Genomic DNA, 15,489 nt, shown 5'->3' on the forward strand with positions numbered 1-15,489 from the left:
AGGGCGCTGCCCGCAGAGGAGCGCTGTGGGCTCAGGCGCCGGCGGTGGGTTCGTCTCGCTGCGGTACGCGGCGGAAGAGCAGGTCGTTCACGACATGACCCTTGTCCAGTCCCTGGCCCTCGAAACGGGTCAGCGGCCGGAACTGCGGACGCGGCGCAAAACCGCCGTCGGCCTGCGTGTTCTCGAAGTCCGGGTGGGCCGTCAGCACCTCGAGCATCTGCTCGGCGTACGGCTCCCAGTCGGTCGCGCAGTGCAGCACCGCACCGGGCCTGAGCCGGGTCGCGGCGAGGCCGAGGAACTCCGGCTGGATCAACCGCCGCTTGTGGTGCCGCTTCTTCGGCCACGGGTCCGGGAAGAAGACCCGCAGCCCGTCGAGCGCGTCGGGGGCGAGCATCTCGCGCAGAAGGATGATGGCGTCGCCGTTGCCGACCCGGATGTTGGTCAGGCCCTGCTGCTCGGCGAGGTTGAGCAGATTGCCCTGGCCGGGGGTGTGCACGTCGACGGCGAGCACATTGGTCGCCGGATCGGCGGCGGCCATCTGCGCGGTGGCCTCGCCCATTCCGAACCCGATCTCCAGGACGACGGGACGGTCGTTGCCGAAGAGCCGGCCGAGGTCCAGGACCTGCCGGCCGTCGATGTCCAGTCCCCATGCGGGCCACAGCCGCTGCAGCGCGTCCGCCTGTCCCGCGGTCACCCGGCTGCGCCGGGGCTGGAAGCTCCTGATCCGCCGCTCGAAGTGCGACCCGGCGGGATCGGGCATCGGCCCGTCGGGGAACCGCGGCTCCCCCTTGGCCCGCGCAGGCCGGAGGGACGCATCCGGCTCGTGACCGGGGGCGGAGTGGGGGGCTTCGGGGGTGTGGAGGGAGTCAGACACAGTGGGACCGATTTTACGGGAGGCGGAGTGCGGGGCCGCGGCGGAGCCCGTCACACCGAGCCCAGGACCGCCAGCGCCCGCCGGGCCACTTCCCGCCCGATCGGCAGGGACGCGGTGGCCGCCGGGGAAGGCGCGTTCAGCACATGCACGGCCCGCGCCCCCTCCTTGATCAGGAAGTCGTCCACCAGCGTGCCGTCCCGGAGCACCGCCTGCGCCCGCACCCCCGACGCCGCGGGCAGCAGATCCTCCTCGGTCACTGCCGGGAGCATCCGCCCCACCGCCTGTGCGAACGCCCTCTTCGACACCGATCGGCGCAGCTCCCCCGCGCCGTACCGCCAATGCCGCCGGGCCATCGACCAGGCTCCCGGCCACCCCAGCGTCGAGGCGAGCTCCCGGGGCCGTACGACCCCCCAGCCGTACCCCTCCCGGGCCAGCGCCGGCACCGCGTTGGGCCCGACATGGACGCCTCCGTCGACTCCCCGCGTGAGGTGCACCCCGAGGAACGGGAACGCCGGATCCGGCACCGGATACACCAGCCCGCGCACCAGCCCGGGCCGCGCCAGCGTGTAGTACTCCCCCCGGAACGGCACGATCCGCATTCCCGGCTCGTCCCCGGTGAGCCGGGCGACCTCGTCGCAGTACAGCCCGGCACAGTTCACGAGCACCCGCCCGCGCACCATGTCCCCGTCCGCCGTGCGCACGGCGACCCCGAGGTCCGGCCGCCGGTCCACCCCCACGACCTCGGCGCCGTACCTGATCTCCGCCCCCGACGCCTCGGCCAGCCGCCGCGCCACCCCCACGAAGTCGCAGATGCCGGTGGTCCCGACCTGTATGGCCGCGAGTCCGCGCACCTCCGGCTCGTACTCGGCGATCTGGGCGGCGCCCAGCTCCCGCACCGGAATGCCGTTCTCCCGACCCCGCTGGACCAGCGCGTGCAGCCGGGGCAGCTCCGCGCGCTCGGTGGCGACGATCAGCTTTCCGGTGACGGCATGGGCGATGTCGTACTCGGCGCAGAACTTGACCATCTCGGCGGCACCGCGCACGGCGTACCGCGCCTTCAGCGACCCGGGCCGGTAGTAGATCCCGCTGTGGATCACCCCGCTGTTCCGCCCGGTCTGGTGCCGGGCGGGCCCCGCCTCCTTCTCCAGCACGGTGACGCGGGTACCGGGCGCGGCCCGCGTGATCGCGTACGCCGTGGACAGCCCGACGACCCCCCCGCCGACCACGAGCACATCACCGTCGTATGCGACCGACCGCACCAGCACCACCTCCCGCCTCCGATAGTGCACTGCGCCACTGACAATGCCTTCAAACCCGGGGGAGAGGCGAAGGAAGCTACGCCGGAGTCATCAGCAGCGGGCGGGCCCGCTCCCGCAGCTCCACCACCCGCGGCTCGTCCCCGTAGGGCTCGAGGCGGTGCAGCAGATCCTTCACGTACTCGGTGGTGCGCGCCGAGGAGATCCGCCCCGCGACCTCCACCGCCCGCACGCCCTGCTCGCATGCCGCGTCGAGGTTGCCGGACTCCAGTTCGGCGACAGCGGAGACGACGAGCCGCAGCCCGTGCGAGCGCACGAACTCCTCCGTCGGCTTCGACAGTGCCTGCTCCGTGAACCGGCGCACCTGACGCGGCGCCTTCAGGTCGCGGTAGCACTCGGCGGCGTCCGCGCAGAAGCGGTCGTAGGAGTAGAAGCCGAGCCAGGACGGGTCCTGGTCGCCGTCCCGGGAGCGCTCCAGCCAGCCCTCCGCCGCCTTGAGCGCGGCGCCCGCCGCCTGCGCGTCCCCCGCGCGTGCGTGCGCGCGTGCCTCGACGAGCCGGAAGAAGCTCATGGTGCGCGCGGTGGCCAGACCGCGGTTGCGCTCCAGCGCGGCCTGGGCGAGGTCAACGCCCTCGTCACCGAAGCCGCGGTACGTCGCCTGCAAGGACATGGAGGCGAGCACGTACCCGCCGAGCGGCACGTCCGCCGCCGCCCGCGCCAGCCGCAGCGCCTGGATGTAGTACCGCTGCGCGGCCTCCTGCTGGCCGGTGTCGAAGGCCATCCACCCCGCGAGCCGGGTCAGTTCGGCGCTCGCCCCGAACAGTGCCCGGCCCACCTCATCGGAGTACGAGCCGAGCAGCAGCGGCGCCGCCTCCACCCGTAAGCACTCGGGCACCATGGACGAACGCCAGTCGCCGCCTCCGTACTTGGAGTCCCAGCGCCTGGCGTCCTCGGCGGCCTCCCGCAGCTTCTGCACATCGCTGTGGCCGACTTTGACCGGTGCGCCGGACCCCTCGGCGGGGTTCACCTCGCGCGCCACCGAACTGTCGGCCGGGGTTATCAGCCACCGTGAGGCGGGCGTTGCGTACGCGCTGACCGCGAACGAGCCGGCCAGCGACTGCCAGATGCCGCCGGTGCCGGCGCGCCGTCCGGCGAGGTCGAGACGGTAGAGGTCGGTCGCCGACCGGACCGCCTGGCCGACGTCCCGGGGGAAGGCGAGGCCCACTTCGGGGGCGGGATCCGCGTCCGCCAGGCCGATCTCGTGGAGCGGCACCGGGCGGCCGAGCTTCTGGGCGATGGCGGCGGCGATGAGGTGCGGCGCCGCACCTTGCGGCACCATTCCCTTCGACACCCAGCGCGCCACCGAGGTCTTGTCGTAGCGAAGTGTCAACCCGCGTTGAGCGCCAAGGTCGTTGACGCGGCGCGCGAGGCCGGCGTTGCTGATTCCCGCGAGGGCGAGAACGGCGCCGAGTTTTTCGTTCGGCCCGCGTTGCTCCCTGGACATGCGCCACCCCTCGACACAGACGGCTGCCGCACTGGCATAACCACGCGGCATTCGTAAACCCAGCGTAGTTCGCCGCATCCCAAGCGTTAAGGGGCATTCTTCCGGATGGCGGGATTGTGGTCCGTACTGAAGTGCGGTTCAGGTACGGACGGTTGCGGCGTGCTCCCGCTGTGTGGCCGTGCGCCCGGGTGTGCGCTCTTCTCCGGCCATCCGGGGAGCGCTTCCATGGTCACGCGTGGGTCGGCCCGCTGTACTGGATCCAGTGGGCTGGGGGACACCGCCGCCTACATCCCCGCGGGCGGCGGAACGGTCCGGGGGGCGAGTCCCGCCTCCCGGACTGCGCACACGCCAAGTAATACGCAGGGCCTGTACGGAGAGTGGCCAAACCTGCCGTCGTCACGCCGATTTGGCCGAAAACCGACCCTGCCTCTCGCGGGCGATTACCGCTCCCACCACGGAAATTGAGGGCGCTAAGGGCGTTCTTGGGGAGTGAACCGGGGGCGCATTCGCGTCGCCCTGGCTGGGGGTCTCCAGGCTCCGCGCGGGTATGGATGCCCTGTGGGGGCGCCCGCGGGGGCGCACTTCACGGATCTCAAGCGGTGTCACCGCGACTCGGGCACGCGTCCTTCATGGCAGCATGGTGAACCGGTTCGTGCGGTGCACTGGTGGTCCACAGCCTGTGGAGGCGTCGATGCGGTGGTTGGTGGGATGGAGCAGCACCGCCGCGGGAGCCGCCGTGATCGGTTCCGCGGGGGCGACCGGGCCCGACGGCGAGACCGTGCACCCGGTCGGGTCCCAACTCCTGTGGGGTGACCCCGATCCGCTGTGGGCGGTCGGCGACTGGCGGCCCGACGAGGTGCGCGTGGTGCAGGCCGACCCCCAGAACCGGATCGCCGTGCTCGGCATCTGCGGGGCGAGCGACGAGCAGCTGCGGGTGGGCCTGTTCGCCGCGCGCGGCGGGGCACTTCGGCATCTGACGGCCTGGCCCGGCAGCTACACGGCCGTCGTCCAGGTCGGCCGCAGGGTCATGGTGTGCGGCGATCTGGCGGGCGCCCGGCCGGTGTTCTACACCCCCTGGTCCGGCGGCACCGCCTACGCGACCGCCGCGCTGCCCCTCGCCGACCTCATCGAGGCGAACCTCGACTTCGGTCACCTGGCCGCCCTGCTCGCCGCCCCGGACGTCCCCGCGGCCCTGGACGACTCCACGCCCTACGACGGCGTACGGCGCATTCCGCCCGGGCACGCGCTGATCCTGCGCGCCGGGGCCCGGGAGATCGCCGGGTACGAGCCGGTCGCCTCCCTCGCGGTGGCTGCACCCACGGCCGACCCGGACAGCTCGGTGGACGCCGTACGCGACGCGCTGGTGGACGCGGTACGGGCCCGGCTGTCCGCACCCCGGCACGTGCCCGGCGCCGACATCGACCCCGGACCCGTACCGGGCATGGGACCCGCCGAACGCCGCGCCGCGCGCGGGATGCCCGTACCCGGGATCGGGGCCGACCTCTCCGGCGGCCCGGCCTCCGGCACCCTCGCGCTGCTCGCCGCGGGGCTGCCCGGCATGCCGGGCACGGTGCTGGGCCACGGCACGGGCGCCGGCGAGCGGCTGCTGGCGGTCACCTTCAACGACCTCGCCGTGGGCGGCCGGGAGGCCGAGCTGGAACGGGCGGGCACCCTCGCGGCCAACCCCCGACTGCACCACGTCGTCGTGGCGGGCGGCGAGGAGACCCTGCCGTACGCCGACCTGGACGGGCCCCTCACCGACGAACCCGGGCCGTCCCTGGTGACGGCCGCCCGGCACCGGGCGCGGCTGGCGGCGGGCAGCGCGGACCACTTCACCGGCTACGGCGCCCGCCAGGTGCTGGACGCCCACCCGGCCCGGCTGACCGACCTGCTGATGGACCGCAAGCGCCGGCACCTGGTCCGTCCCGTCGCCGCGCTCGCCAAGGCGGACGGCTCGGTGATGGTCCCCGCGCGCGTGTACGGCGCGGCGCGCAAGCTGGCGCGCACGCCCTACCGCACGGGTCTGGAGGCGCTGGCCGAGCGGCTCATGCACCGGCGGTTCGACGACCCCGGAGGTGCCGTGGGGGCGTCGCTTGCGGCCCTCACCTGGGCCAGACCGGGCCCGGCGGCGCGTTGGCTGACGGGCGAGGCGCTGGCTGAAGTATCGGTTCGTCTGCAAGGGGCGACGCACCGCTCCGGAGTCGGTCCGGGACAGCGCCCCGGCGACTACCGCGCGCGTGCCGCGCTCGCCCGGCACGCGGCGGACCTGCGCGTCCTGGAGCAGGCCGCCGAGATCCGCTTCCAGCGCCTGCACGCGCCGTTCCTCGACAACCAGGTCGTCCGCGCCTGCCGCGCCCTGCCCGAGGCCCTGCGCGTGCGGCCCGGCGCACGTGCCGCGATCCTTCGTACGGTCCTGGAGGGCGCGGGCGTGGCCGACCTCCCGCCGGGCTGGGGCGCGACGTCTCCCACCCCGGCGGCGGTGGCGGCCCGGGCAGGGCTGAGGGTGGCGGCGAACGATCTGATGGCCCTCTTCAACACCCCGCTGCTGGCCCAGGCCGGCCTGGTGGAGGCCCGCGTGGTCCGCAAGGCGCTGCGCGCGGCGGCCGAGGGCGAGGCCCTCCCGCTGGACGGCCTGGCCGACCTCGTCTCGCTGGAACTCTGGCTCACCCGCCTGCTGGCCCGCCGCGGCACCTGCTGGACGGGCACCCCGGCACGCGCGCGTGCGGTCCCCGCCGGAATCACGCCCCAGAGGGGGGCGCTGGGCGCGGGGGCGGGAGCGCGGCGGGCGTAGGACCCGGCGGGCCTACGTGCAGCGGAACCCGGACTCGGCCCAGTCGGCGAGGAGCACGCTGTCGACGTGGCTGTGCGGCTCCACCACCAGCCGTACCGTCTCGCGGCCGGTGATGTCGACCGAGACGGGGACCGCCGGGTCACCGCCCTTGATCATCGCGGACCGCCACAGCCGCACCCCGTCGGCGTGGACGGAGAAGGCGAACTTGCCCAGCATCAGGTTCATGTCGTCGACGCCGACCAGGGCCCGGTACGTGGTGCACTCCCGGTTGAGATCGATGGTGACGGAGGACGCGCCGCGCACCGTCACCCCGTGCGTGTACTGCTTCCCGGCGATCGACACGCCGTAGCGCTGCCACACCCAGCTGCTCTCGCCGATCCGCATCTCGGGCCCGCTGCCGTCGCCGTTGACGTCGTACGACAGCTCGCTCCACTGGTAGTCGGCCGGAGCGGGCGGAGGCGGAGGCGGCGGCGTGGGGGTGGGTGTCGGCGCGGGCCCGGGGGCCGGCGGCGGCGTCGGAGCGGGCGTCGGCCTCGGCCTCGGCTTCGGCGGGGAGGCCGGCTGCGGAGTCGCGGTGGCGGTCGGCGTGGGCGTGCGGGTGGGCGCGGGCCGGGGGGCCTGCTCGGCGGCGAAGACGGGCGGAGCCGGCTGCTTCCCCGGCGGCTTCGGGGTCGCGGCCTCCCCGACGACGGGCGCCGGGGAGGTGACCGGCGGCTTGGCGTCCGGCCGCGGCACCGGGTCGTCGTCGGCGACCAGGGCGAGGGCCACCGCGACGGCGGCCACGGCGACCACACCGGCGGCGATCCCCGCCTTCACCGGCGCGCCCAGGCCCTCGGAGGCCGCGGCACCGCCACCGGCGCCCGCCCCACCGGAGGAGGAACCGCCCGCCGCGGCGGCCGCGCCCGCGGCGCCCGCTCCGGTGCCGCCCGCGATGACCGCGGCGGCCTTGGCGTACCCGGCGGCACCGAACCAGCCGATGACCGCGACCGGCACGACCGCCGGGATGCCGCTGGCGACTTCCTTGATCTGCCCGGCGGCCAGGCGGCACTTGGCGCACTCCTCCAGGTGCTTGCGCAGCCCGCGCTCGGCCCGGGTGCGCAGGCCCCCGCGGGCGTAGGCGCCGAGCCGGTCGGCGTAGCGGGCGCACTCCTCGTCACCGGCGAGGCCGGCGCTGACATGGGCCTGGAGATAGGCCTGCTTGAGGCCCTCACGGGCCCGGCTGGCGAGCACGCGCGTGCCGTTGGCGTCGAGCCCGAAGAGCGTGGCGACCTCGCTCGGCGACTCGTCCTCGACCTCGGTGTGCCACAGCACGGCCTGCCAGCGCTCCGGCAGCGACCGGAAGGCCTGCATGGCCATGGACTGCTCGGCCTCGTGCATCGCGCGCACCTCGGCGCCCAGCTCGAGGGTGTCGTCGTCGGACACCTCGGAGGAGCGCGCGGCCTGGGCGGCGAACAACGCGAAGTCGTCGACCAGTTGCTCCCGCTTCGCGGACTTCGTCCAGGTGGCCGCGACGCGCCGGACCGAGGTCAGCAGATACGCGCGTACGGCGTGCTCGGGACCCGAACCGCCGCGGACCGCCTGGAGCATCCGGGCGAAGACCTCGGCGGTGAGGTCGTCCGCGGTGTGGCCGTCGCGGCAGCAGGTGCGGGCGTACCGGCGGACCGCGTCGGCGTGCCGGCGGTAGAGCTCCGCGTAGGCCGAGTCGTCGCCCGAGCGCATCCGCGCGATCAGGTCGGCGTCGGACCGGGGCAGCTCCCGGGGCGGTGGCAGGACGCTGTCCTCGCGCCACCCCCGCTGGGCCGGGACGCTGCCCTCCACGGGCTCGCCCCCCTGGGCCGGGATCGGGGCCACCAACGGCTCGCCGCCCAGCGGCAGATCGGGCCGCCCACCCTGGCTCGGCACATGGGGCGAGGCCGGGCCGCCGTCCTCCGCGTCACCGTCACCGAGTGACCCGTCCCGCCCGTCAACGCCCATCGCGGAAAGCCCCCGCCGCAGCCCAACCAGTCCCGAACACCGGGTCAGAGTGCCATACCGAATTTTTGTCAGCGGGCGACAGCAGGGGCCATCCACTCGTCCGTGGGGACTTCACGCGATTCAGTACTAGCCGTCACCCGAACGGGGAAGGGGCAAATGGCCTGCCGCACAGGGGAGTTGGGCTGCTCTTAGGACGTGCGGACATGCTGTGTCAGGGCGCACGAGGCGGGAGCGCGCACGGCGTCCCCGCCTCCTCGTCACCTGTACGAGATCACCCGTACGAGATCACCCGTACGAGGTCACCTTTACGGGTCACCCCGCCGGCCGCCGGGTCAGGACGGCCGCGAGCGCAACCCCTCCAGCAGGATGTCCAGCAGCCGTGCCGAGGCCGCCGCCTGCTGCGCCGCGTCCGGCAGCGAGGGCGCCGCCGTCGCGATCACCAGCAGGACGTCCGCCACCGACACATCGGCCCGCAGCTCACCCGCCGCACGCGCCCGGTCGACCAGCTGCCCCACGACCTCCAGCAGTGCCGACGCCCCGGCGTCGTCCTCGGCCGGACCCGGAGTCTCCCCCGGCACCAGCCGCAGCTCGCCCGCGCCCGGCTGCATCCGCTGCTGCGGCACCCGCGCCTCGTCGAACCCCGGACCGTCCGGGTGCTCCTCCGCGACCCCGACGCGCAGTACCTGCGGCGGCAGCAGCCGCCCGGCGCCGGACGCCACCGACGTCCGCAGGAAGCGCGAGAGCGCCGACCACGGCTCGTCCTCCTGCCCGAGCGCCGCCCGGGCCTGGTCGGTCAGCCGGGAGGTCTCCTCCTCGGCTATCCGGCGCACCAGGACGTCCTTGCTCGGGAAGCGCCGGTACACCGTCCCGACGCCCACCCGCGCGCGCCGGGCCACGTCCTCCATGGGCGCGCCGTACCCCAGTTCGCCGAAGACCTCGCGCGCCGCGCGGAGCACGTGCTCCAGATTGCGCTGTGCGTCCACCCGCAGCGGTGCCGTCCGCGCACTCTCGCGTCCGTTCCCCGCCGCATTCATGGCTCCGCCTATCGCCGAGCCCATTGCCGAGCCCATCGCCGCGCCACCGGACGTGATGGCGGACGTGGACGACCAATGAGAGTCCTGAACATGCATAAGCGTTCCCCCGGTAATGAACGTCTCCCCCCGGAGACACCCCCGTCATTCGACAGCCGGAGCGTTGTGGAACCTGCCCGGACCCGGGCCCGCCCGTCGCGGAGCCGTTGAGTCCGACGAGCGCATCCCCCTACACCCCGTCGACACACGAACATAGTTGAGAGGGAGTCAATTCAGAAGGGGCACGTTCCGCACAGAGCGCCCCCCGATCGGCGTACGGGTCGTATACGTCCTGATTGCGCCCCCTGCGACCCCCCGGCGCACACCTGTTGACCTGCGTATTTTCCCCGCACTCCGGTAATTCGGTCAACCCGGCGGTGCGATGGCTCGCGGTCACACAAATTGCTGAGGCTGTGGACAAACGCAAGCGCTGGGTGCGTCATGGGATGGTGAAGGAACGTGCGCGCATTCTCGTTGTCGGTGGTGGCTACGTGGGGATGTACACGGCCCTGCGACTCCAGCGAAAGTTGAAACCGGAACTCAATCGCGGAGAAGTCGAGGTCACGGTCGTCTCACCCGACCCGTACATGACCTATCAGCCCTTCCTGCCCGAGGCGGCAGCCGGTTCGATCTCCCCCCGCCATGTCGTCGTACCGCTGCGCCGCGTCCTCGGCCGATGCCGGGTCGTCATCGGCGAGGTCCGCGCCATCGACCACGCCGGGCGCACCGCGACCCTCACCACCCTCGCCACCGAGGAGAAGGGCGCCGGCACCCAGCAGATCGCCTACGACGAACTCGTCCTCGCCCCCGGCTCGGTCTCCCGCACCCTTCCCGTCCCCGGACTCGCCGACCACGGCATCGGGTTCAAGACGGTCGAGGAGGCCATCGGACTGCGCAACCACGTCATCGAGCAGATGGACATCGCCTCCTCCACCCGCGACCCCGCGATCCGCGACGCGGCCCTCACCTTCGTCTTCGTCGGCGGCGGCTACGCGGGCGTGGAGGCGCTCGCCGAGCTGGAGAACATGGCCCGCTACGCCGCTCGCTACTACTACAACGTGCGCCCCGAGGACATGAAGTGGATCCTCGTCGAGGCCTCGGACCGCATCCTCCCCGAGGTCGGCGAGGAGATGGGCCGCTACACGGTCACCGAACTGCGCCGCCGCAACATCGACGTACGCCTGAAGACCCGGCTGGAGTCCTGCGTCGACCGGACCGCGGTGCTCAGCGACGGCGCCCGCTTCCCGACCCGCACGGTCGTGTGGACGGCCGGCGTCAAACCGCACCCCCTCGTCGCCGCCACCGGCTTCCCCCGCACCGACCGCGGACGGCTCAGGTGCACCGCCGAGCTGACGATCGAGGGCACCACGCACGCGTGGGCCGCAGGAGACGCCGCCGCCGTCCCCGACGTCACCGCCGAGCGGCCCGGCACGGAGACCGCCCCCAACGCCCAGCACGCGCTGCGCCAGGCCAAAGTCCTCGGCGACAACATCGCGCACTCGCTGCGCGGCGAGCCGCTGGAGACGTACTCCCACAAGTACGTCGGCTCGGTCGCCTCTCTCGGGCTGCACAAGGGCGTCGCACACGTCTACGGGCGCAAGGTGAAGGGCTACCCTGCCTGGTTCATGCACCGCGTGTACCACCTCAGCAGGGTGCCCACCTTCAACCGAAAGGCCCGTGTCCTGGCGGAATGGACGCTCTCCGGGCTCTTCAAGAGGGAGATCGTCTCCCTCGGTTCACTCGAACATCCCCGAGCGGAGTTCGAACTCGCAGCCGGTGGAAAGCCTTCTGCCGACACCGACAACGACCCGAAGGGGTCGTCCTGACCGGACCGAGGAACTCCATCGACCGGGCAGGCGTCTGACGGTTGTCGGCCTGATCCGCCAGACTGACCCCGACGCCGGACGGGCAGCCGCCCGCCCTACGACTCCCACGAGACCGTCCCCGCAGTGCTGCATCCCCGGGGAGCCACCACCCAGACCCCCGCCCGGGTCCGGAGCTGGCCGAAGACGACGACACGAGGCAAGGATTCGTGAACTTCACGCGCTGGAGCGCCCGGCTCCCCGGAACGCAGCGCCGCGCCGCTGCGCGGACCGAACACGCGGTCCCCGCGGAGCGGCGCGGCGAGAGCGCGGGCTCCGTCCCCGCGGCCAGAGCCGAACAGCTCACCGACGACGCCCCGCCCGTCCCCGCCCTCGACGAACTCCCCGCCCGCGACGTACTCGACCGCGTGCCGGCCCTCGTCGCCCTGGTCCACGGCACCGACCACCGCCTCGCCTACGTCAACGGCGCCTACGCCGCCGCCTTCGGCGTCCGCCCGCTCGGCGCCCCGGCCCGCGAGGCCCTGCCGGAGCTGGACGAACTGGGCCTGCTGCCGCTCCTGGACCAGGTCCTGCGCAGTGCCAAGCCCCGGACGGTCAAGTCCCGCAAGGCCCTCGACGGCCGCTCCTACACCTTCACCTGCACCCCGGTCGCCGAGGGCGACGGAGGAGTGCTGGTCTTCGCCACCGACGTCACCGACCACGCCGAGGCCGCCGAGCGCCTGCGCGCCAGCGAGCGCCGCCAGCGCGAGACCGCGGTGACGCTCCAGCGCTCCCTGCTCCCCCAGGAACTCGAACAGCCGGACGACCTGCGCATCGCGGCGACCTACCAGCCCGGCGGCACGGAAGCCGCGGTCGGCGGCGACTGGTACGACGTCATCACCCTCGGCGGCGGCCGTACGGCGCTGGTGATCGGCGACGTGATGGGCAGAGGCGTACGGGCGGCGGCCGTCATGGGCCAGCTGCGCACGGCGGTCCGCGCCTACGCCCGCCTGGACCTCCCGCCGCACGAGGTGCTGCAGCTGCTGGACGGCCTCGCCACCGAGATCGACGCCAACCAGATCGCGACCTGCGTCTACGCCATCCACGACCCGAACGAGGGCCGGCTGGTCTACGCCTCCGCCGGGCATCTGCCGATCCTGGTCCGCGACGAGAGCGGCACCGTGCTGCGCGCCGACGAGCCGACCGGCCCGCCGCTCGGCACCGGCGGCTGGATGCACGCGTCGGGCTCGATCCCGCTGAGCCCCGGCTCCACCGGGGTCCTCTACACGGACGGACTGGTGGAGCGCCGGAACGAAGACCTGGACGAGGGCATCGCGTCCCTGGAGCGCGCCCTGGCCGGCGCCACCGGCACACCCCAGGTCGTCTGCGACCGCCTGGTCCGCTCGGCGGGCGTCACCGCGGACCACGACGACGACGTGGCGGTCCTGGTCTTCCAGCACCCGGCCCGCACCGGCCCGGACGGCGAACTGTTCCGCAACGCCGCCCTGGAGCTGCTCGGCGGCGTGGAAGCGGCCCCACGCGCGCGTGCGTTCGCCTCCGGGGTCCTCACCAGCTGGCGGTTCCCCACGGACCTGCACGACCTGGGCGTACTGGCGGCCAGCGAGCTGGTCGCCAACAGCCTCCAGCACGGCAGCCCGCCCATGCGCCTTCGGCTGCGCCGCACGGACCGCCGTCTGATCGTCGAGGTCACCGACGGGGACGACCACCTCCCGCGGCGCCGCCGCGCGGAACCGGCCGACGAATCGGGTCGCGGCATCGCGATCGTCGCCACGATCGCCTCCGCGTGGGGATCCAGACGGACCCCCGGCGGCGGCAAGGCGGTGTGGTGCGAGTTCGCCCTGCCCAAGGCCGGCGCCTGACTCAGACGCGCGCCGGAGCAGGCCCCTCGGCCGGAGCATTCCCCTGCGCCACCACCCGGCTCCTCACCGACGCCGGCTGATCCTGTACGGCGGTCAGCTGCCGGCCCAGCCGCAGCGCGAGCCAGGTGATACCGAGCGAGAACAGCAGGAACGTCACGATGTACGGCGCGTGCAGCGCGGCGCCCATCGGGCCGCCCACCGCCGGGCCCACCGCCAGGGCGAGCTGCTTCACCAGGGCGAACGCCGAGTTGTACTGGCCCGCCATCCCCTCCGGCGCGAGATCCGCCACCAGCGGCGCAACCGTCGGCGACAGCATCGCCTCACCCAGCCCGAACAGCGCGTACGTCGCCACGAACGCCGCCGTCGCCATCTCCTGGCTGCCGTGCCCGAGCCCGGCGTACCCGGCCGCGACCCACGCCACCGCCCAGATGAGCCCCACCGCGGCGATCACCCGGGACCGGCGCCGCCGCTCGACGAACTTCAGCACCGCGAACTGCGCCACGACGATCATCGCCGTGTTGGCGGCCAGAGCCGTCCCCAGCGCCGAGGTGGAGATCCCGGCGGCCTCCACGCCGTACGCGCTCAGCCCGGACTCGAACTGGCCGTAGCAGGCGAAGAACAGCACGAAGCCCAGCACACACAGCTGGACCATCGCCCGGTTCCCGAGCAACTGCTTCCAGCTGCCCTTGGCCGACTGCGCCGGCGCGGCCCCGATCCGCGGCGCCCGCGGCATCCGTACCGTCGCCATCACCGCGACCAGCAGCAGGAACATCGCCGCCTCGATCGCGAAGAGCAGAGTGAAGGAGGAGACCCGGGTCGTGTCCACCAGGTGACCGCCGATGAGACCACCGACACCCAGGCCCAGGTTCTGCAGGAAGAACTGCGTCGCGAAGGCCCGCGACCGCGTCTCCGCAGTCGACACGTCCACGATCATCGTCGCCAGCGCCGGCTGCATCACGGCCTGCCCCGCCCCCAGGGCCGCCGCCGACAGCAGTACGGCCGTGGCGTTCCCCGCGAGACCGAGGCTCAGTGCGCCGATCGCGGCCGTGACCAGGGCGGTGAGCAGCACCGGAAGCGGGCCGCGCCGCACGATCGCCCGCCCGGCGAACGGCAGCACGACCAGCGCGGCCACCGCGAACACGGCGAGCACCAGGCCCGCCGTGACGGCACCAAGACCCCGCACCTGCGCCACATAGACGTACAGGTACGGGACCGTGAAGCCGAGCCCGAACGCGCTGAGTGCGTTGCCCACGTGGATCCGGCGCATCGCCGCGCCCATCGCCCTGGTCACGTTCACCCTCTCAAGTAGTTAGGACTGAAGTGGTTAGCTCTGAAGACTTCAAAGCTAAAGTTCGAAGCTAAAGAGTACACATCCAAGGACTTCAACGCCAACTACTGCCATGCGATACTGCGACCCATGGGCGACACCCCCGGCCTCGGCAGCGAGCCGACACTCGAAGAGCAGATCGCCGCCTACCAGCGCGAGTTCCAGGACCTGGACCCGCAGGTCGAGAAGATCGTCTCGGCGCTGTCCCGGCTGAACCGCCGTATGAACGTCGCCTACGGCCGCCAGACCGCCACACTCGGCATCAGCAACACCGAGTGGGAGGTCCTCAAGGCCCTCGTCCTGTCCGGCGCCCCGTACCGGCTGGGCCCGGGCGAGCTCGCCAAGCGCCTCGGCCTGACGCCGGCCGCGATGACCCACCGGATCGACCGCATGGTCGCCGAGGGCCTGGTCACCCGGGCGCGCGACGAGAACAACCGGGTCCGCGTCATCGTGGAGCTCACGACAGAGGGCCGGGAGAAGTGGACCGAGGCCATGCGCCTCGCCTCGGGCTTCGAGGAGGATCTGCTCCAGGACCTCTCCCCGGAGGAGCGCACGGCCCTCGGTGAGGTGCTCACCCGGCTGCTGCGCAGGGTGGAGCACGCCCAGCCGGACGCCGGCGGGCGGCTGACCGACCTCGATTAAAGATCTTGACAGGGGTCACTTGACACCCCCCTGCACGATCCGTAGAGTTCTTCGGGTTGCCGCCGAGCCGTAACGGTTCTGCGAAAGCACCTCAGCCGCAGAAGCGGCACCTCAAATCACCAGCATGATCTCCAGCCGGGGTGAATTCGGCGTGCCCGAATTCAATTCGAATGGGGCTCGGCAGTCCGATTAGGAACTGCCGGGGGAATCCGCTAAGGTTTGAGACGTCGGAACGGCCCGCAACGGCCGCGAGGACAAGCCCGGTTGACTGGGCGTCAGACACCGAGAGGATCTGATAAAGTCGACACCGCCGGAAGGTCGAAAGGCCGGAAAGCGAATCCCGCCGACCGGGAATCGGAGCCGAAAGGG

At 72.9% G+C, this 15,489-nt stretch carries 10 protein-coding genes; 4 read left to right on the top strand and 6 right to left on the bottom strand.

Features of this window, described 5'->3' with window-relative positions; all coding sequences use genetic code 11:
* Window positions 1–31: 31 nt before the first annotated feature.
* The 3 genes from trmB to M8H82_RS33830 form a co-directional block, all read right to left on the bottom strand.
* Window positions 32–874, bottom strand: a complete 843-nt coding sequence (gene trmB, locus M8H82_RS33820) for a tRNA (guanosine(46)-N7)-methyltransferase TrmB (RefSeq protein ID WP_250079103.1) — start codon at window positions 872–874, stop codon at window positions 32–34.
* Between the two features lie 50 nt (window positions 875–924).
* Window positions 925–2,133, bottom strand: a complete 1,209-nt coding sequence (gene lhgO / locus M8H82_RS33825; RefSeq protein ID WP_374211734.1) for an L-2-hydroxyglutarate oxidase — start codon at window positions 2,131–2,133, stop codon at window positions 925–927.
* Between the two features lie 76 nt (window positions 2,134–2,209).
* Window positions 2,210–3,634 carry an MFS transporter gene (locus tag M8H82_RS33830; RefSeq protein WP_250079105.1) on the bottom strand — a complete coding sequence of 475 codons (1,425 nt, stop codon included), beginning with the start codon at window positions 3,632–3,634 and terminating at the stop codon, window positions 2,210–2,212.
* A gap of 691 nt (window positions 3,635–4,325) precedes the next feature.
* Between M8H82_RS33830 and M8H82_RS33835 the strand changes: the two genes are divergently transcribed.
* The gene (locus tag M8H82_RS33835) at window positions 4,326–6,425 is read left to right on the top strand and encodes an asparagine synthase-related protein (RefSeq protein WP_250079106.1); all 2,100 of its coding nucleotides are present in this window, start codon (window positions 4,326–4,328) and stop codon (window positions 6,423–6,425) included.
* A 12-nt stretch (window positions 6,426–6,437) separates the two neighbouring features.
* Here M8H82_RS33835 and M8H82_RS33840 read toward each other — a convergent pair whose 3' ends face one another.
* Both M8H82_RS33840 and M8H82_RS33845 read right to left on the bottom strand, forming a co-directional pair.
* Window positions 6,438–8,399 (bottom strand): sigma-70 family RNA polymerase sigma factor, encoded by a 1,962-nt coding sequence (locus tag M8H82_RS33840; protein ID WP_250079109.1) that lies wholly within the window; start codon window positions 8,397–8,399, stop codon window positions 6,438–6,440.
* Window positions 8,400–8,731: 332 nt separating this feature from the next.
* Window positions 8,732–9,529 carry a TetR/AcrR family transcriptional regulator gene (locus tag M8H82_RS33845; RefSeq protein WP_250079111.1) on the bottom strand — a complete coding sequence of 266 codons (798 nt, stop codon included), beginning with the start codon at window positions 9,527–9,529 and terminating at the stop codon, window positions 8,732–8,734.
* A 386-nt stretch (window positions 9,530–9,915) separates the two neighbouring features.
* On the opposite strand from M8H82_RS33845, the gene M8H82_RS33850 reads away from it, so the two are divergent.
* Both M8H82_RS33850 and M8H82_RS33855 read left to right on the top strand, forming a co-directional pair.
* Window positions 9,916–11,295, top strand: coding sequence for an NAD(P)/FAD-dependent oxidoreductase (locus M8H82_RS33850; protein WP_250079113.1), 1,380 nt, complete (start codon window positions 9,916–9,918; stop codon window positions 11,293–11,295).
* Window positions 11,296–11,501: 206 nt separating this feature from the next.
* The gene (locus M8H82_RS33855) at window positions 11,502–13,151 is read left to right on the top strand and encodes a SpoIIE family protein phosphatase (protein WP_250079115.1); all 1,650 of its coding nucleotides are present in this window, start codon (window positions 11,502–11,504) and stop codon (window positions 13,149–13,151) included.
* Window position 13,152: 1 nt separating this feature from the next.
* Here M8H82_RS33855 and M8H82_RS33860 read toward each other — a convergent pair whose 3' ends face one another.
* Entirely contained in the window at window positions 13,153–14,418 is a 1,266-nt protein-coding gene (locus tag M8H82_RS33860; protein WP_250079122.1) for an MFS transporter, read from the bottom strand.
* 150 nt (window positions 14,419–14,568) lie between these two features.
* On the opposite strand from M8H82_RS33860, the gene M8H82_RS33865 reads away from it, so the two are divergent.
* Window positions 14,569–15,120: a MarR family winged helix-turn-helix transcriptional regulator gene (locus M8H82_RS33865; protein WP_250079117.1), complete on the top strand. Its 552-nt coding sequence runs from the start codon at window positions 14,569–14,571 to the stop codon at window positions 15,118–15,120.
* The last annotated feature ends 369 nt before the right edge of the window (window positions 15,121–15,489 follow it).

It is taken from the genome of Streptomyces sp. YS415, from assembly GCF_023544665.1.
Classification (GTDB): domain Bacteria; phylum Actinomycetota; class Actinomycetes; order Streptomycetales; family Streptomycetaceae; genus Streptomyces.

Coding starts and splice junctions, on each gene's coding strand:
- M8H82_RS33835 (WP_250079106.1), top strand. CDS start 4,326: ATGCGGTGGTTGGTGGGATGGAGCAGCACCGCCGCGGGAGCCGCCGTG.
- M8H82_RS33830 (WP_250079105.1), bottom strand. CDS start 3,634: ATGTCCAGGGAGCAACGCGGGCCGAACGAAAAACTCGGCGCCGTTCTC.
- M8H82_RS33865 (WP_250079117.1), top strand. CDS start 14,569: ATGGGCGACACCCCCGGCCTCGGCAGCGAGCCGACACTCGAAGAGCAG.
- M8H82_RS33860 (WP_250079122.1), bottom strand. CDS start 14,418: ATGCGCCGGATCCACGTGGGCAACGCACTCAGCGCGTTCGGGCTCGGC.
- M8H82_RS33850 (WP_250079113.1), top strand. CDS start 9,916: ATGGTGAAGGAACGTGCGCGCATTCTCGTTGTCGGTGGTGGCTACGTG.
- M8H82_RS33840 (WP_250079109.1), bottom strand. CDS start 8,399: ATGGGCGTTGACGGGCGGGACGGGTCACTCGGTGACGGTGACGCGGAG.
- M8H82_RS33845 (WP_250079111.1), bottom strand. CDS start 9,529: ATGCATGTTCAGGACTCTCATTGGTCGTCCACGTCCGCCATCACGTCC.